The organism is Pseudomonas sp. B329 (assembly GCF_023127835.1).
Taxonomy (GTDB): Bacteria; Pseudomonadota; Gammaproteobacteria; order Pseudomonadales; family Pseudomonadaceae; genus Aquipseudomonas; species Aquipseudomonas synxantha_A.
The window spans coordinates 95,731-110,845 of record NZ_SPKP01000022.1; the positions used below are offsets into that span (position 1 = coordinate 95,731).

The 15,115-nt window shown below is 62.2% G+C and carries 13 protein-coding genes; all 13 read right to left on the reverse strand.

Features of this window, described 5'->3' with window-relative positions:
• Nucleotides 1–55: 55 nt before the first annotated feature.
• From ftsA to rsmH, 13 genes are read right to left on the reverse strand one after another with little or no spacing between them, the layout of a single operon-like run.
• Nucleotides 56–1,318 (reverse strand): cell division protein FtsA, encoded by a 1,263-nt coding sequence (ftsA, locus tag E4P00_RS13840; RefSeq protein WP_003188682.1) that lies wholly within the window; start codon nucleotides 1,316–1,318, stop codon nucleotides 56–58.
• Nucleotides 1,319–1,333: 15 nt separating this feature from the next.
• Nucleotides 1,334–2,203: a cell division protein FtsQ/DivIB gene (locus E4P00_RS13845; RefSeq protein ID WP_032803262.1), complete on the reverse strand. Its 870-nt coding sequence runs from the start codon at nucleotides 2,201–2,203 to the stop codon at nucleotides 1,334–1,336.
• A gap of 3 nt (nucleotides 2,204–2,206) precedes the next feature.
• Nucleotides 2,207–3,163, reverse strand: a complete 957-nt coding sequence (locus E4P00_RS13850) for a D-alanine--D-alanine ligase (RefSeq protein ID WP_005784946.1) — start codon at nucleotides 3,161–3,163, stop codon at nucleotides 2,207–2,209.
• Entirely contained in the window at nucleotides 3,160–4,608 is a 1,449-nt protein-coding gene (gene murC / locus E4P00_RS13855; protein ID WP_005784945.1) for a UDP-N-acetylmuramate--L-alanine ligase, read from the reverse strand. Before murC ends, E4P00_RS13850 begins: the two co-directional genes overlap by 4 nt.
• The gene (gene murG / locus E4P00_RS13860; protein WP_248131783.1) at nucleotides 4,601–5,671 is read right to left on the reverse strand and encodes an undecaprenyldiphospho-muramoylpentapeptide beta-N-acetylglucosaminyltransferase; all 1,071 of its coding nucleotides are present in this window, start codon (nucleotides 5,669–5,671) and stop codon (nucleotides 4,601–4,603) included. The genes murC and murG overlap by 8 nt, the downstream gene beginning before the upstream one ends.
• The gene (gene ftsW / locus E4P00_RS13865; RefSeq protein WP_164365925.1) at nucleotides 5,661–6,872 is read right to left on the reverse strand and encodes a putative lipid II flippase FtsW; all 1,212 of its coding nucleotides are present in this window, start codon (nucleotides 6,870–6,872) and stop codon (nucleotides 5,661–5,663) included. The genes murG and ftsW overlap by 11 nt, the downstream gene beginning before the upstream one ends.
• 8 nt (nucleotides 6,873–6,880) lie before the next feature.
• Nucleotides 6,881–8,227 (reverse strand): UDP-N-acetylmuramoyl-L-alanine--D-glutamate ligase, encoded by a 1,347-nt coding sequence (gene murD, locus E4P00_RS13870; RefSeq protein ID WP_005784940.1) that lies wholly within the window; start codon nucleotides 8,225–8,227, stop codon nucleotides 6,881–6,883.
• Between the two features lie 6 nt (nucleotides 8,228–8,233).
• Nucleotides 8,234–9,316, reverse strand: a complete 1,083-nt coding sequence (mraY, locus tag E4P00_RS13875; RefSeq protein WP_005784939.1) for a phospho-N-acetylmuramoyl-pentapeptide-transferase — start codon at nucleotides 9,314–9,316, stop codon at nucleotides 8,234–8,236.
• Nucleotides 9,316–10,686: a UDP-N-acetylmuramoyl-tripeptide--D-alanyl-D-alanine ligase gene (gene murF, locus E4P00_RS13880; protein ID WP_248131785.1), complete on the reverse strand. Its 1,371-nt coding sequence runs from the start codon at nucleotides 10,684–10,686 to the stop codon at nucleotides 9,316–9,318. The genes mraY and murF overlap by 1 nt, the downstream gene beginning before the upstream one ends.
• Nucleotides 10,679–12,142, reverse strand: coding sequence for a UDP-N-acetylmuramoyl-L-alanyl-D-glutamate--2,6-diaminopimelate ligase (locus E4P00_RS13885; protein ID WP_248131787.1), 1,464 nt, complete (start codon nucleotides 12,140–12,142; stop codon nucleotides 10,679–10,681). Before E4P00_RS13885 ends, murF begins: the two co-directional genes overlap by 8 nt.
• The gene (locus E4P00_RS13890; RefSeq protein WP_164699553.1) at nucleotides 12,142–13,884 is read right to left on the reverse strand and encodes a penicillin-binding protein 2; all 1,743 of its coding nucleotides are present in this window, start codon (nucleotides 13,882–13,884) and stop codon (nucleotides 12,142–12,144) included. The genes E4P00_RS13885 and E4P00_RS13890 overlap by 1 nt, the downstream gene beginning before the upstream one ends.
• Nucleotides 13,884–14,177: a cell division protein FtsL gene (ftsL, locus tag E4P00_RS13895; RefSeq protein ID WP_003188663.1), complete on the reverse strand. Its 294-nt coding sequence runs from the start codon at nucleotides 14,175–14,177 to the stop codon at nucleotides 13,884–13,886. The genes E4P00_RS13890 and ftsL overlap by 1 nt, the downstream gene beginning before the upstream one ends.
• Nucleotides 14,174–15,115, reverse strand: a complete 942-nt coding sequence (rsmH, locus tag E4P00_RS13900) for a 16S rRNA (cytosine(1402)-N(4))-methyltransferase RsmH (protein WP_087945273.1) — start codon at nucleotides 15,113–15,115, stop codon at nucleotides 14,174–14,176. The genes ftsL and rsmH overlap by 4 nt, the downstream gene beginning before the upstream one ends.

The window sequence follows — 15,115 nt, forward strand, 5'->3', positions numbered from 1 at the left end:
CTCTAGTTTTTTCGCCTACTGCTTACTGCGGGTGCTGCGGTGTCGCGGTAAATCTTTAGAAATTGCCTTTGACCCAAGCCTGCAACCGCTCGAACAACGGCGCTTTGGCTTCGTCGTCACTGCGGTAGCTGTCGCGGATGCTCGGGCCCGACAAGGAAATGCCATCGGTCTGCTTTTGCAGCCCGTACAACAGCAAGCCCACACCGGTGGAATAAATCGGGTTGCGCACGACGTCGCCCAGGCCTTTCACGCCATGGGGCACGCCCAGGCGCACAGGCATGTGGAAGATCTCTTCGGCCAGTTCGACCGCGCCTTCCATTTTCGAGGTGCCACCGGTCAGCACGATGCCGGCCGGGATCAAATCTTCGTAGCCGCTGCGACGCAGTTCGGCCTGGATCAGGGTGAACAGTTCGTCGTAGCGCGGCTCGACCACTTCGGCCAGAGCCTGGCGCGACAGTTCGCGCGGTGGACGGTCGCCCACGCTTGGCACCTTGATGGTCTCGCCGGCACCGGCCAGTTTGGCCAGGGCGCAGGCGTAGCGGATCTTGATTTCTTCGGCGTACTGGGTCGGTGTGCGCAACGCCATGGCGATGTCGTTGGTGACCTGGTCGCCGGCAATCGGGATCACCGCGGTGTGACGGATCGCACCCTCGGTGAAGATCGCGATGTCGGTGGTGCCGCCGCCAATGTCCACCAGGCACACGCCCAGCTCTTTTTCGTCGTCGGTGAGTACCGAGTAGGCCGAAGCCAACTGCTCGAGAATGATGTCGTCGATTTCCAGGCCGCAACGGCGCACGCATTTTTCAATGTTCTGTGCGGCGTTGACGGCGCAGGTCACCACGTGGACCTTGGCTTCCAGACGTACGCCCGACATGCCCAGGGGCTCGCGCACGCCTTCCTGGTTATCGATCACGTAGTCCTGCGGCAGGGTGTGCAGCACGCGCTGGTCAGCCGGGATCGCCACAGCCTGGGCGGCGTCGAGGACGCGCTCAAGGTCGGCCGAGCTGACTTCACGGTCGCGGATCGCCACGATGCCATGGGAATTCAGGCTGCGGATATGGTTGCCGGCCACGCCGACGAACGCCGAGTGAATCCGGCAACCGGCCATCAGCTGCGCTTCTTCGATGGCGCGCTGGATCGATTGCACGGTGGACTCGATGTTCACCACCACGCCCTTCTTCAGGCCCCGGGACGGATGCGTGCCAATACCGACGATTTCGATCGCGCCGTCTTCCCCAACCTCGCCCACCAGCGCCACCACCTTGGAGGTGCCGATATCGAGACCGACGATCATTTTGCCGCTTTGCACGTTTGCCATGGGTCCTGCCTCTTCTTAATTCTTCGCGACAGCGGGTTGTGCTGCCGTGGGCGCGGCCGGTGCACGCCAGCCGACGGCCAGGCCGTTGGCGTAACGCAGGTCGACGCTCGCAATGTTCGTAATCTGTTCTTTCAAGGTTTTTTCATAGATGGCAATAAAGCGGCGCATCTTTTCCACCAAGCGGTCGCGTCCCAGCAACAACTCGATGCCCGGGCCGGAACTGCCTGCCCCGGTCGTCAAAAACCAGCTGCCCCGTTCACGCAGTTCCAGGCGTGCAATGGAGAAGCCCAGTGGCCGCAGCATCTGGCTCAAGGCCTGGTACTGCTGCATCACTTGCTGCTGCGCCCGCTGCGGCCCGAACAGCTGCGGCAGGTGCTCATAGTTGGCCAGCTCACGCGGGGTGAACGCCTGGCCCTGGTTGTTCAACAGCGCTTCATCACCCCAACGGGCCACGGGCAGTTGTTCTTCCAGGCGGATCGTCACCTGGTCGGGCCATACGCGGCGCACTTCGGCGTGTGCGATCCACGGCATCTGTTCCAGCTCCGAGCGCATACCGGCCAGGTCGATAGTAAAGAAGCTCGCGGCCAGGTACGGGCCGATGCGCTGCTGTACCGCCTGCTGGCTGATGTAGCTCAAGTCGCCCTGCACGCTGATCTTGGTGATCGGCCGGTCGGCATACGGCAGCAGGCGTTGCGCGCCTTCGTAGGTACCGAACCCCAGCACCACCAGCAATACCGGCCAGAACAGCGCCTTGATAAAACCAAAGTTGGCTTTGGGCAGGCGCGCCGACATCGGCTCTTTGGCCACCATGCGGCTGGCACCCCGTGGCACCGGCTTGCGGCTCGGTGCTTGTGGGGGCTGATGACGAAGCGATGCGCCTTTCATGTCTTAGCCTCGTGACTCGATACTTGCCGCCAGGATCGCCAGCACCAACTGCTGAAAATCCAGGCCAGCTGCGCGAGCGGCCATCGGCACCAGGCTGTGGTCGGTCATCCCCGGTGCGGTGTTGACTTCAAGGAACCAGAAATCCCCTTGGTCATCCTGCATCACGTCTGCCCGCGCCCAACCGGCGATACCCAACGCCTCACAGGCTTTCGCCGTGAGGTCCATCAATTGCTGTTCCTTGGTTGCTTCGAGGCCACATGGGATCCGGTACTGGGTATCGGAAGCCAGGTACTTGGCGTCGTAGTCATAAAAGGTGTGGGGCGTGCCCAAAGCGATGGGCGGCAATACCTGGCCACGCAGGGTGGCGATGGTGTACTCGGGACCGGAAATCCACTGTTCCACCAACACTTGCGAATCGTAGGTACTTGCCGCTTTCCATGCGTCGATCAATTCGGCGGCCGAGTTCACTTTAGCCATGCCGATACTGGAGCCTTCATGGGCTGGTTTGACGATCAAAGGCAGGCCCAGTTCCTTGGCCGCAGAAATACAATCGTCTTCGCTGCACAGCACGGCGTGACGCGGGGTCGGAATACCCAGGCTGTGCCACACCTGCTTGGTGCGCAATTTGTCCATCGCCAGCGCGGAAGCGAGGATACCGCTACCGGTGTAGGGGATGCCGGCACATTCGAGCAGGCCTTGCATGCTGCCGTCTTCACCGCCACGACCATGGAGGATGATGAAGGCGCGGTCGATCTTCTCGGCTTGCAGACGGGCGAGGAAGTCATCGCCGACGTCGATGCCAAAGGCGTTCACACCGGCACTTTGCAGCGCCTGGAGCACGGCATTGCCGGACTTGAGCGACACTTCGCGCTCAGCGCTCTTGCCGCCGAACAGCACAGCGACGCGACCGAAATCGGCAGGCGCGACAGTGGAAAACAGGGAGCCGTAGTCAGTGATCATTTCGACGCCCCCTTTGCCACGGCTGCAAACAGCGGGCTCGCCAGCAACTTGGGCGCAAGGCCACCGATATCACCGGCACCCTGGCACAGCAGGATGTCGCCGGCGCGCAGCAACGGCTTGACGATAGGGGCCAGGTCGACGCCACGCTCGATGTAGATCGGGTCCAGTTGGCCACGCTGGCGGATGCTGTTGCACAGCTTGCGGCTGTCAGCGCCCGGGATCGGTTCTTCACCGGCCGGGTAAACCTCCATCAGCAGCAGCACGTTGGCATCGGCCAGTACATTGACGAAATCGTCGTACAGGTCGCGGGTACGGCTGTAGCGGTGCGGCTGGTAAACCATCACCAGGCGGCGCTCCGGCCAGCCGCCGCGCACGGCCTTGATCACAGCGGCAACTTCGGTCGGGTGGTGACCGTAGTCGTCCACCAGCATCACGTCACCGCCTTCAACCGGCAACTGGCCGTAGACCTGGAAGCGACGGCCGACACCGGCAAAGCGCGACAGCCCTTCGACGATGGCTTCATCGCTGACGCCCTCATCGGTGGCGATGCAGATGGTCGCCAGGGAGTTCAGCACGTTGTGGTTGCCCGGCATGTTCACCGAGACATCCAGCGGTTCGCGGTCGGGACGCAGCACGGTGAAGAAGGTTTGCATGCCTTCCTGGCGTACATTGATTGCGCGCACATCGGCGTCTTCGCTGAAGCCGTAGGTCACGGTCGGACGCTTGACCTGCGGCAGGATTTCACGCACCACCGGATCGTCCAGGCACACCACCGCCAGACCGTAGAACGGCAGGTTGTGCAGGAAGTCGACAAAGGTTTTCTTCAGTTTGTTGAAGTCACCGTCGTAGGTCGCCATGTGGTCTTCGTCGATGTTGGTGACGACGGCGACCAGCGGTTGCAGGTGCAGGAAGCTCGCATCGCTCTCATCGGCTTCGGCGATCAGATAGCGGCTGGTGCCGAGCTGGGCATTGGTGCCGGCTGCATTCAGGCGGCCACCGATGACGAACGTCGGGTCCAGGCCACCGGCAGCGAATACCGAAGCGATCAGGCTGGTGGTGGTGGTCTTGCCATGGGTACCGGCGACGGCGATGCCGTGACGATAGCGCATCAGTTCGGCGAGCATCTCGGCACGCGGCACCACTGGGATACGGCGTTCAAGGGCAGTGGCCACTTCCGGGTTGGAGGTGTTCACGGCACTGGACACCACCAGCACGTCGGCCTCGGCAGCGTTCTCGGCACGGTGGCCGATAAAGATCTGCGCACCGAAGGACTTCAGGCGCTCGGTGACCGGCGACTCTTTCAAGTCCGAGCCGGACACCTGGTAGCCCAGGTTCAGCAGTACTTCGGCGATGCCGCACATGCCCACACCACCGATACCGACGAAGTGAATGCGACGGATGCGGCGCATCTCGGGTTGCGGCATGGCTTTCTGATTCTCAACCATGGGCCACCTCCAGGCAGATATCGACCACGGTGCGGGTTGCTTCAGGTTTGGCCAGGCGGCTTGCGGTGCTCGCCATGCTGTTGAGTCGTTCCGGTTGCATCAAAACCTCGGTCAGGCGTGCGGCCAAATCGGCGGCGCCAGTCGTTCTTTGCGGCAGCAGGAAGGCAGCGCCCTCCCCGGCCAAATATTCGGCGTTGCGGGTCTGGTGATCGTCGATCGCATGGGGCAAAGGCACCAGCAACGACGGCAGACCGGCAGCGGCCAGTTCACTGACGGTCAGCGCACCAGCGCGGCAGACCACCAGGTCGGCCCAGCCATAGGCTTGGGCCATGTCTTTGATGAAGGGCTGTACATTGGCCTCCACACCGGCCTCGCGATAACGCGTGGCGGTGACTTCATCATGGTTCTTGCCGGCCTGGTGGAAGATCTCCGGGCGCAGAGTCTCAGGAAGTTGCGCAACGGCTTCAGGCAGCAATTTGTTCAGTGGCTCGGCGCCCAGGCTTCCGCCCAGGATCAGCAGGTGCGCCTTGCGCCCGGCCAGAGCGTCACGCGCAATGGCCATGAACAGTTCGGTACGCACTGGGTTACCGGTGGTACGAAGCTTGTCCGAGGCAGCGAAGGTTTTCGGGAAGGCTTCACACACCCGCGATGCCAACGGCACCAGCAGACGGTTGGCAGTCCCGGCGACGGCGTTCTGTTCGTGCACGATCACCGGTACGCCAGCGAGCTTCGCCGCAACGCCACCAGGGCCGGTCACATAACCACCGAAACCGAGCACGCACACCGGCTTCAGTTCGCGGATGATCCTGCGTGCCTGCATGACCGCCTTGAGCAACACGAACGGCGCCTTGAGCAGGGACAACTTGCTCTTGCCACGCAGGCCGGTGACGTTGATCAAATGCAGGGGCAAACCGGCATTGGGCACCAATTCGTTTTCAATGCCACGGGGCGTACCCAACCAGTGCACGGTATAGCCCCGGTTCTGGAATTCACGGGCGCAAGCCAGGGCCGGGAACACATGCCCCCCGGTGCCGCCGGCCATGATCAGCACGTTAGCGCCCATGGGTCGGCTCCTCGGCGAAGTCGCTTTCGCTGAACTCCATCTCTTCGCTGCCCAAGTGGGTTCGACTCTCCCACTCGATACGCAGCAACAAGCCAAGACAGGCGCAGCAGATCACCAACGAACTGCCACCGTAACTGAGGAACGGCAAGGTCAGGCCCTTGGTCGGCAGCAGGCCGACGTTCACACCGATGTTGATCAGGAACTGGCCAATCCACAGGAACGCCAGCCCGTAGGCAACATAGGCGGCAAAGAACTGCTTGGCCTTCTCGGCCCACAGACCGATGTACATGGCGCGTACACATACGAATACGAACAGGCCGACAGTGCACAGCGAACCCACGACACCCAGCTCTTCGGCCAGTACCGAGAACACGAAGTCGGTGTGGGCTTCGGGCAGGTAGAACTGCTTCTGCACGCTGTTGCCCAGGCCCACGCCCAGCCACTCGCCGCGACCGAAGGCAATCAGCGCCTGGGTCAACTGGTAGCCGGAACCGAACTGATCGGACCAGGGGTCGGTAAAGGTAATCAGACGCGCCATCCGGTAAGGCTGCGCCTGTACCAGAATGGTCACCGCCGCGACTGCCAATACCACCATCAAGGTGAAGCGGAACAGGCCGACGCCGCCGAGGAACAGCATGGCCGCCGCAGCACCCATCATGACCACGGTGGCACCGAAGTCGGGTTCCATCAGCAATAGCCCGGCCATGGGCAGCAGCACGATGAAGGGCTTGAAGAAGCCCATCCAGCTTTCGCGCACTTCTTTCTGACGGCGTACCAGGTAACCGGCCAGGTAGATCACCACGAACACTTTGGCGATCTCCGAGGGCTGCACGTTGAATGCGCCGAAGCCGATCCAGCGCATCGAACCGTTCACCTCGCGGCCGATGCCGGGCACGATCACCATCACCAGCAAGCCGAACGCGCCGATCAGCATCAGCCAGCCCAGACGCTGCCAGGTGGCGATAGGAATCATCATGGTGACGATGCACGCGCCGAGGCCGATCACCAGGTACACCAGGTGACGGATCATCATGTAAAGGGTATTGCCCGACTGCACGGCAGCCACTTCGGAGGAAGCCGAAGTGATCATCACCAGGCCCAGGCCGAGCAGCGCCAGGCACCCGGCGAGCATCGGGAAATCGAGGTCGATGCCGCGCCCGGTAATGATCGGCGACGGGTACGGCTTGATGATGTTTTTCAGGTTGAGGCTCATGCCAAGGCCTCCACGGCGCGGGCGAACAGCTGACCGCGCTCTTCGTAATTCTTGAACATGTCGAAACTGGCGCAGGCCGGCGACAGCAGCACCGCGTCACCCGGCTGGGCCAGGGCTTTGCAGTGGGCAATGGCGTCATCCAGCGAAGTCGCGCGTACTTGCGGTACAGCGTCGCCGAGGGCGGCGGCGATCAGGTCCGAATCGCGGCCCATCAGCACCACGGCGCGGCAATGGGCGGCAACCGGATTTGCAAGGTCCTTGAAGTCGGCGCCCTTGCCATCACCACCCGCGATCAGCACCAGCTTGCCGTCGATATCGGCACCCAGGCCCTCGATGGCAGCCAGGGCGGCACCGACGTTGGTGGCCTTGGAGTCGTTGTAGTAGCTCACGCCATTGAGGTCGCGTACCCACTGGCAGCGATGCTCAAGGCCAGCGAACGTACGCAGGCTGGCGAGCATCGCGTCGAATGGCAGGCCAACCGCGTGACCGAGCGCCAGTGCAGCCAGGGCATTGGATTGGTTATGTGCGCCACGGATCTTCAGCTCGCGTACCGGCATCAGGTTCTGGAATTCGAAGGCCAGGTACTTCTCGCCGTTCTCTTCGCGAATGCCGAAGCCTTTGAAATCGGGTTTGCCCAGGCCGAAAGTCCAGCAAGGCATGCCCTCGCCCATCAGCGGACGGCTCAGGGCATCCTGGCGATTGACTACAAATTGCCTGGCGCCACGGAAGATCCGGTGCTTGGCCAGGTGATAAGCCGGCAGGCCGCTGTAGCGGTCCATATGGTCTTCGCTGACGTTCAGCACGGTGGCCACTTCAGCGCCGAGATCGTGGGTGGTTTCCAGCTGGAAGCTCGACAACTCCATCACGTACAACTCGACGTCGTCGCTGAGCAGGTCCAACGCCGGCACACCGAGATTGCCGCCCACAGCCACCCGCTTGCCGGCCGCAGCCGCCATTTCGCCGACCAGGGTGGTCACGGTGCTCTTCGCATTGGAACCGCTGATGGCCACGATCGGCGCCTTGGCGTTACGCGCAAACAGATCGATATCACCGGACAGCTTGACGCCACGCGCTGCAGCAGCTTGCAGGGCGGGTGTAGCCAGGGCCAGGCCGGGGCTCACGTAGAGCTCATCGGCACGGCACAGAAACTCGACATCCAACTCGCCACAACGCACTTCCACGTGCGGGTAGTCACGGCGCAGCGTGACCAGCTCCGGTGGATTTTCCCGCGTGTCGGCCACGGCAAACGACGTGCCCCGGTTCGCCAGGAAGCGAACCAGGGACATGCCGCTCTTGCCGAGGCCGACAACGATGCGGAAGTGGTCTGAAGCGATCAGGGACACTCGTTTCTACCTCAGTTTCAGGGTGGCAAGGCCGACCAGTACCAGAATCACGGTGATGATCCAGAAACGGACAATCACACGTGGCTCGGGCCAGCCCTTGAGTTCAAAGTGGTGGTGGATCGGCGCCATGCGGAACACACGACGCCCGGTCAATTTGAAGGAAGCCACCTGGATGACCACCGACAGGGTTTCCATCACGAATACACCGCCCATGATGAACAGCACGATTTCCTGGCGAACGATCACCGCTATGGTGCCAAGGGCAGCGCCCAGCGCCAGCGCGCCGACGTCGCCCATGAAGACTTGTGCCGGGTAGGTGTTGAACCACAGGAACCCCAGGCCGGCACCGATCAGCGCGCCGCAGAACACGATCAGCTCACCGGCGCCCGGTACGTAAGGGATCAGCAGGTATTCTGCGAATTTCACGTTGCCCGACAGGTAGCAGAAGATGCCGAGTGCACCGCCAACCATCACCGTCGGCATGATCGCCAGGCCATCAAGGCCGTCGGTCAGGTTCACCGCGTTGCTGGAGCCGACGATCACGAAATAGGTCAGCACCACGAAGCCGACACCCAGTGGAATGCTTACATCCTTGAGCATCGGGATGATCAAGGTGGTTTCCACGGCGCTTGGCGCAGTGGTGTACAGGAAGACTGCCGCAGCGAGGCCGAACACCGACTGCCAGAAATACTTCCAGCGGCTTGGCAGCCCCTTGGAGTTTTTCTCGATCACTTTGCGGTAGTCATCCACCCAGCCGATGGCACCGAACAGCAGGGTCACCAGCAGCACCACCCACACGTAGCGGTTATGCAGGTCGGCCCAGAGCAAGGTGCTGACGCCGATGGACGACAGGATCAGCGCACCGCCCATGGTCGGCGTGCCGGACTTGGACAGGTGCGACTGCGGGCCGTCATTGCGAACCGATTGACCAATTTGCAGGTTCTGCAGGGTGCGGATCATCCACGGCCCCAGAAACAGTGACAAAGACAGCGCGGTCAGCACACCCAGGATCCCGCGCAGGGTCAGGTACTGAAAGACCGCGAAGCCTTTGTGGAACTGTTGCAGATACTCAGCCAGCAGCAGCAGCATTAATGTTTCTCCGTACTTGAGCCACACAAGGCTGCGACGACGTTTTCCATCACCGCGCTGCGCGATCCCTTGATCAAAATGGTTGTGTGTTTGTCGTGTTCAGTCGCCGTCAGCGCCTGGATCAATTCAGCTTGCGTCGCAAAATGCCGCGCACCGGGACCGAAGGCGCTCACGGCGTGAGTCATGTTCGGGCCGACCGCGTAGAGCGCGTCGACCTTGCCGCTGGCGTAGGCACCCACTTCGCGATGGGACTGCTCGGCCCAGTCGCCCAGCTCGGCGATATCGCCCAGCACCAGTACTTTGCGTCCATCGAAACCCTTGAGCAGATCTATGGCGGCGCAGACCGAGGACTGGTTGGCGTTGTAGGTGTCATCAATCACGCGCATCCCGTTGGCAGCCAATTGCGCCACAGTGCGGCCCTTGACCGGCTGCACCGCGCCCAGGCCCGTAGCGATACCGAACAGCGACACGCCCAGGGCATGGGCGGCGGCGGCGGCGGCCAGGGCGTTGGCAACGTTATGGTTGCCCAGCAGGTTCAGTTGCACGTGTTCGCTGCCTTGCGGGGTATGCAAGGTGAAGGACGGGCAACCGCGGGCGTCGACGGTGATATTTGAAGCATGGAAGTCGGCCGCGGCATTGAGCACCGCAAACGTCATCACCTTGCGGCCGGCGGCGCGTACACGCCAGGTCGCGAAAGCCTTGTCGTCCAGGTTCAGCACAGCGGTGCCCGAGGCGTCGAGCCCTTCAAGGATTTCACCCTTGGCTTCGACGATTTTTTCCGGGCCGCCGAACTCGCCGACATGGGCGGTACCGGCATTGTTGATGATCGCCACGTGAGGCTTGGTCAGCGCCACGGTGTAGGCGATTTCGCCGATACGCGAAGCCCCCAGCTCGATCACGGCTGCCGTGTGCTCCGGGGCCAGTTCGAGCAGGGTCAGCGGTGCGCCGAAATCATTGTTGAGGTTGCCCCGGGTCGCAAGCACCGGCCCGCGCGTACGCAGGACACCGGCAAGCAGTTCCTTGACCGTGGTCTTGCCGCTGGAGCCGGTAATGGCCGCCACCGGCTTGTCAAAAGCAGCGCGGTTGAGCGCACCCAATTGACCCAAGGCCAAGCGAGTATCGGGCACCAGCAATTGCGGCAAGGTGGAGTCGGGCACTTCACGCTGTACCAAGGCACCGACGGCACCTTTGGCGGCGACTTCGTTCAGGTAGTCGTGACCATCGAAGCGCGGGCCTGCCAGGGCGACAAACAACTGCCCAGGCTGAATGTTGCGGCTGTCGATACTCACGCCGTTGAAGGTGCAATCGCTCGACACTACGCGGGCCGACAGGGCCTGGGTGAGTTGGCTGAACTGCATGACTTTAAGCATGGGCGACCTCCCAGGCAGCCAAGGCGTGATCAGCCTCGACCAGATCGGAGAAGGCATGGCGCTCGCCGTTGATTTCCTGGTAGTCCTCGTGCCCCTTGCCCGCCAGCACCACCACATCGTCAGCGCTGGCGCTGGCAATCAGTTGGGCAATGGCGGCACCACGACCAGCAACGAAGGTGGCCTTGGAGGCATCTTTGAAGCCGACACGGATGTCATCGAAAATCTGGCTTGGGTCTTCACTGCGCGGGTTGTCGTCGGTGACGAGTACGCCGTCGGCCAAACGCTCGACAATCTCAGCCATCAACGGACGCTTGCCGCGATCGCGATCACCGCCGCAGCCGAACAGGCAGAGCAATTTGCCCTTGGCATGTGGGCGCAGGGCTTCGAGAACTTTTTCCAGGGCATCCGGGGTATGGGCGTAATCGACCACCACCAGCGGCTGTTTGCCGCCACCCAGGCGCTGCATACGGCCAGCCGGGCCCTCAAGCTTGGGCAGTACGCGCAGGATTTCATCCAGGGCGTAATCCAGACCCAGCAGCGCGCCGATGGCAGCGAGTACGTTGCTCAGGTTGAAGCGGCCGAGCAAGGTACTGCGCAAGTGGTGTTCGCCCTGGGGCGTGACCAACGTGGCGCGTACGCCCTCGTCATTGAACTGGGCTTCGCGGCAATACAGGTAGGCACTGGAATCTTTCAGGCTATAACTGATCAGGCGTGCTTCGCTTTCTTCGCCAGCCAGTTGACGGCCAAATGCGTCGTCCAGGTTGATCACCCGGCACTTCAGGTCATTCCAGGCAAACAGCTTGGCCTTGGCGGCGGCGTACGCCTCCATGGTGCCGTGGTAGTCGAGGTGATCACGGGACAGGTTGGTCATCACCGCAACGTCAAAGGCCAGGGCAGCCACTCGCCCCTGATCCAGACCATGTGAGGAAACTTCCATGGCAACCGCCTTGGCGCCGGCCTTTTTCAGGTCGGCCAGGGTCGCTTGCACGGCAATCGGGTTCGGCGTGGTGTGCAGGCCGCTTTGCAGCGCACCATAAAAGCCAGTGCCCAGGGTGCCGACGATGCCGCAGTGCTGGCCCAACAGGTCAAGAGCCTGGGCGACCAACTGGGTCACGCTGGTCTTGCCATTGGTGCCGGTCACGCCGATCAGGTTGAGCTGGCGGCTCGGGTCGCCGTAAAAACGCCCGGCGATGTCAGAGAGCTGCGCAGCCAGGCCCTTGACTGGAATCAACGGCACGTCGGTGATCGGCAGCACAGTGGCGCCTTCCACTTCATAGGCCACAGCCGCCGCGCCGCGCTGCAGGGCGTCTGCGATATGCGCACGACCATCGAACTTGCCGCCAGGCACCGCCAGGAACAGGTCACCGGCGCGTACGTTGCGGCTGTCCAGGCTCAATTCGCGAATCAGCAGATCGCGGCCGGCATGGGCAAAAATCTTGTTGAGGCTCAGAGACATCAGCCGCGCCCTCCATTGGCTTTGACAGCGGCGGCCGGTGGTCCGGCGTTGGCTTGTTGGGTCGGCGGCAGATTGTCCGGCGTGATGTTCATCAGGCGCAGGGTGCCGGACATTACTTTGCTGAACACCGGCGCCGAGACCAGGCCACCGAAGTAGCCGGCTTTACTCGGTTCGTCGATGACCACGACGATGGCGTAGCGCGGGTCGCTCATCGGGCCGAAGCCAGCGAACAGCGAGCGGTAGGAATTTTCGGCGTAGCCTTTGGTGCCCACGGACGTCTTACGCGCAGTACCGGACTTACCTGCCACGTGATAAGCCGGCACCTGAGCCCGGAATACACCGCGTGGAGCTTCGATCACTTGTTGCAGCATGCCCTGGATGGTCTTGGCGACTTTTTCCGGAATGACCTGGTTGGCTTTCGGCGGTTCGTCCACATGGATCAGGCTCAGCGGCACCATGCGGCCGTTATTGGCCAACACCGAAAACGCGTGGGCCAGCTGGATCGCAGTGACCGACAGGCCGTAGCCGTAGGACAGCGTGGCAGTCTCGGCCTTTCTCCACTCGCGGTAGTTCGGCAGGTTGCCCACGCGCTCACCCGGAAAATCGAGACCGGTGGGTTGCCCCAGACCGATTTTCTGCGCCAGGTGATAGATCGTTTCGCCGCCAATGTCGAAGGCGACCTTACTCATGCCCACGTTACTGGAGTTGATCAGGATGCCTGTCAGATCCAGCACCGGACCTTCGCTGCGGGATACGTCACGAATGGTGTATTTGCCAAGTTGCAAGGTGCCTGGGTAAACCTCGACCTTGTCGGTAGGTTTCCAGCGCCCGGTTTCCAGGGCAGCGCTCATGGAGATGGCTTTCATGGTCGAACCGGGCTCGAACACGTCGATCATTGCGCGGTTACGCATCATCGCCGGCTGCAGGTTGCGACGGTTGTTGGGGTTGTAGGTCGGCTGGTTGACCATGGCGAGGATCTCGCCGGTCTTCACGTCCATGATCACCAGGCTACCGGCCTTGGCGCCGTTCTCGATGATCGCGTTACGCAGTTCGCGGTTGGCCAGGTATTGCAGGCGCAGGTCGATCGACAACGCCAGAGGCTTGCCGGCCTTGGCGTTTTTGGTGACCTGGACATCCTTGATCAGCCTGCCGCGCCGATCCTTGATGACCTGCCGCTTGCCCGGAACTCCGGCCAGCCATTCGTCGTAGGCCAGCTCAACGCCTTCGCGACCATGATCATCGATATCGGTAAAGCCGACCATGTGCGCAGTGGTTTCACCGGCCGGATAGAAACGACGAAACTCCTCGATGCCGTAGACACCGGGGATTTTAAGGTCGAGCACCTGCTGGCCTTGCTCGGGTGTGAGCCCGCGAACCAGATAGATGAATTCCTTGTTGGCCTGGGCTTCGAGGCGATCGGTCAGGGCCTTGCGGTCCTGGCCAAGGGCGGCGGCCAGCTCGGGCCACTTGTCCTTGGCAACTTGCAGCTCTTTAGCGTTGGCCCACAGCGTCGTCACCGGGGTACTGACGGCCAGGGGCTCGCCATTACGGTCGGTGATCAGGCCGCGGTGCGCAGGAATTGGAATATGCCGCAGGCTGCGGGCGTCACCCTGGCCGATCAGGAAGTCGCGGTCGACCACCTGCAGGTCGAAGATGCGCCAGACGATCGCACCCACCATCAATGCCAGCAAGCCGAGCATCAGGCGGAAACGCCACGGGTAGAGTGCGCCTTCGAGCTTCATCATGGCGCCACCATGCGAACTTCGGCCGCGCCCGGGATGTGCATCTTCAACTGCTCGGTGGCCAGCACTTCGATACGGCTGTGGGCTGTCCAGGTACTTTGTTCGAGGATCAACCGGCCCCACTCCGCCTGCGCCTTGTCACGCACGCTCAACTCCCCATACAAGGTATTGAGCAACTGACGGTTCCAGTGGGCGCTGTAGGACACCGCAATCGCGGACACCAGCACGCCGACAAACAGCAGCAACATAAAGAAGCTGCCGCCCGGCAGGGGTTTGGCGAAAAGCTTGCTCACCGCAGCTTCTCCGCGACGCGCATGACGGCGCTACGGGAACGTGGGTTGGCCTTGAGTTCAGCTTCGGAAGCGAACTGCGCTTTGCCATGGATTTTGATTTTCGGCACAAAGGCTTCGAAACGTACCGGCAGGTTGCGCGGCAGGTTGTCGGACTCGCCCTTGACCAGACGACGCATGAACAGTTTGACGATGCGGTCTTCCAGGGAGTGGAAACTGATCACCACCAGGCGGCCGCCCACTTCCAGAGCGTCCAGAGCGGCTTCAAGGCCGGCTTCCAGATCGCCCAATTCGTTGTTGACGTGAATGCGCAGGCCCTGGAACGCGCGAGTTGCCGGGTTCTTGCCCTTTTCCCACGCCGGGTTGGCGACCTTCAACACTTCGGCCAGGTCGGCGGTACGCTCGAAAGGCTGGATTTCCCGACGCTCGACCACGGCACGCGCCATCCGGCCGGCGAAGCGTTCTTCGCCGTATTCCTTGAATACGCGGGCGATTTCTTCCACCGGTGCGGTGGCGATGAACTGGGCAGCGCTGACCCCACGGGTGGGGTCCATGCGCATATCCAGGGGGCCGTCGTTCATGAAGCTGAAGCCGCGCTCAGGGTCGTCGAGCTGCGGCGAAGACACGCCCAGGTCGAGCAAAACCCCGGCCACCTTGCCTGCCATGCCGCGCTCGGCGACTTCGGCACCCAGCTCGGCAAAGCTGCGCTGCACAACGACAAAGCGGCCGTCTTCGGCCGCTAGCGCTTGCCCGGTGGCAATCGCTTGAGGGTCCTTGTCGAACCCGAGGAGCTTACCGTCGGGCCCGAGCTGGCTGAGTATCAAACGGCTGTGCCCGCCCCTGCCGAAGGTGCCATCCAAATAGCAGCCATCCGCGCGTACGGCGAGAGCCTCAACGGCTTCGTCAAGCAGTACGGTGATGTGGTTAAAGCCGCTATCAAT

Coding starts and splice junctions, on each gene's coding strand:
- E4P00_RS13845 (WP_032803262.1), bottom strand. CDS start 2,203: ATGAAAGGCGCATCGCTTCGTCATCAGCCCCCACAAGCACCGAGCCGC.
- mraY (WP_005784939.1), bottom strand. CDS start 9,316: ATGCTGCTGCTGCTGGCTGAGTATCTGCAACAGTTCCACAAAGGCTTC.
- murG (WP_248131783.1), bottom strand. CDS start 5,671: ATGGGCGCTAACGTGCTGATCATGGCCGGCGGCACCGGGGGGCATGTG.
- E4P00_RS13885 (WP_248131787.1), bottom strand. CDS start 12,142: ATGTCTCTGAGCCTCAACAAGATTTTTGCCCATGCCGGCCGCGATCTG.
- E4P00_RS13890 (WP_164699553.1), bottom strand. CDS start 13,884: ATGAAGCTCGAAGGCGCACTCTACCCGTGGCGTTTCCGCCTGATGCTC.
- murF (WP_248131785.1), bottom strand. CDS start 10,686: ATGCTTAAAGTCATGCAGTTCAGCCAACTCACCCAGGCCCTGTCGGCC.
- murC (WP_005784945.1), bottom strand. CDS start 4,608: ATGGTTGAGAATCAGAAAGCCATGCCGCAACCCGAGATGCGCCGCATC.
- ftsA (WP_003188682.1), bottom strand. CDS start 1,318: ATGGCAAACGTGCAAAGCGGCAAAATGATCGTCGGTCTCGATATCGGC.
- E4P00_RS13850 (WP_005784946.1), bottom strand. CDS start 3,163: ATGATCACTGACTACGGCTCCCTGTTTTCCACTGTCGCGCCTGCCGAT.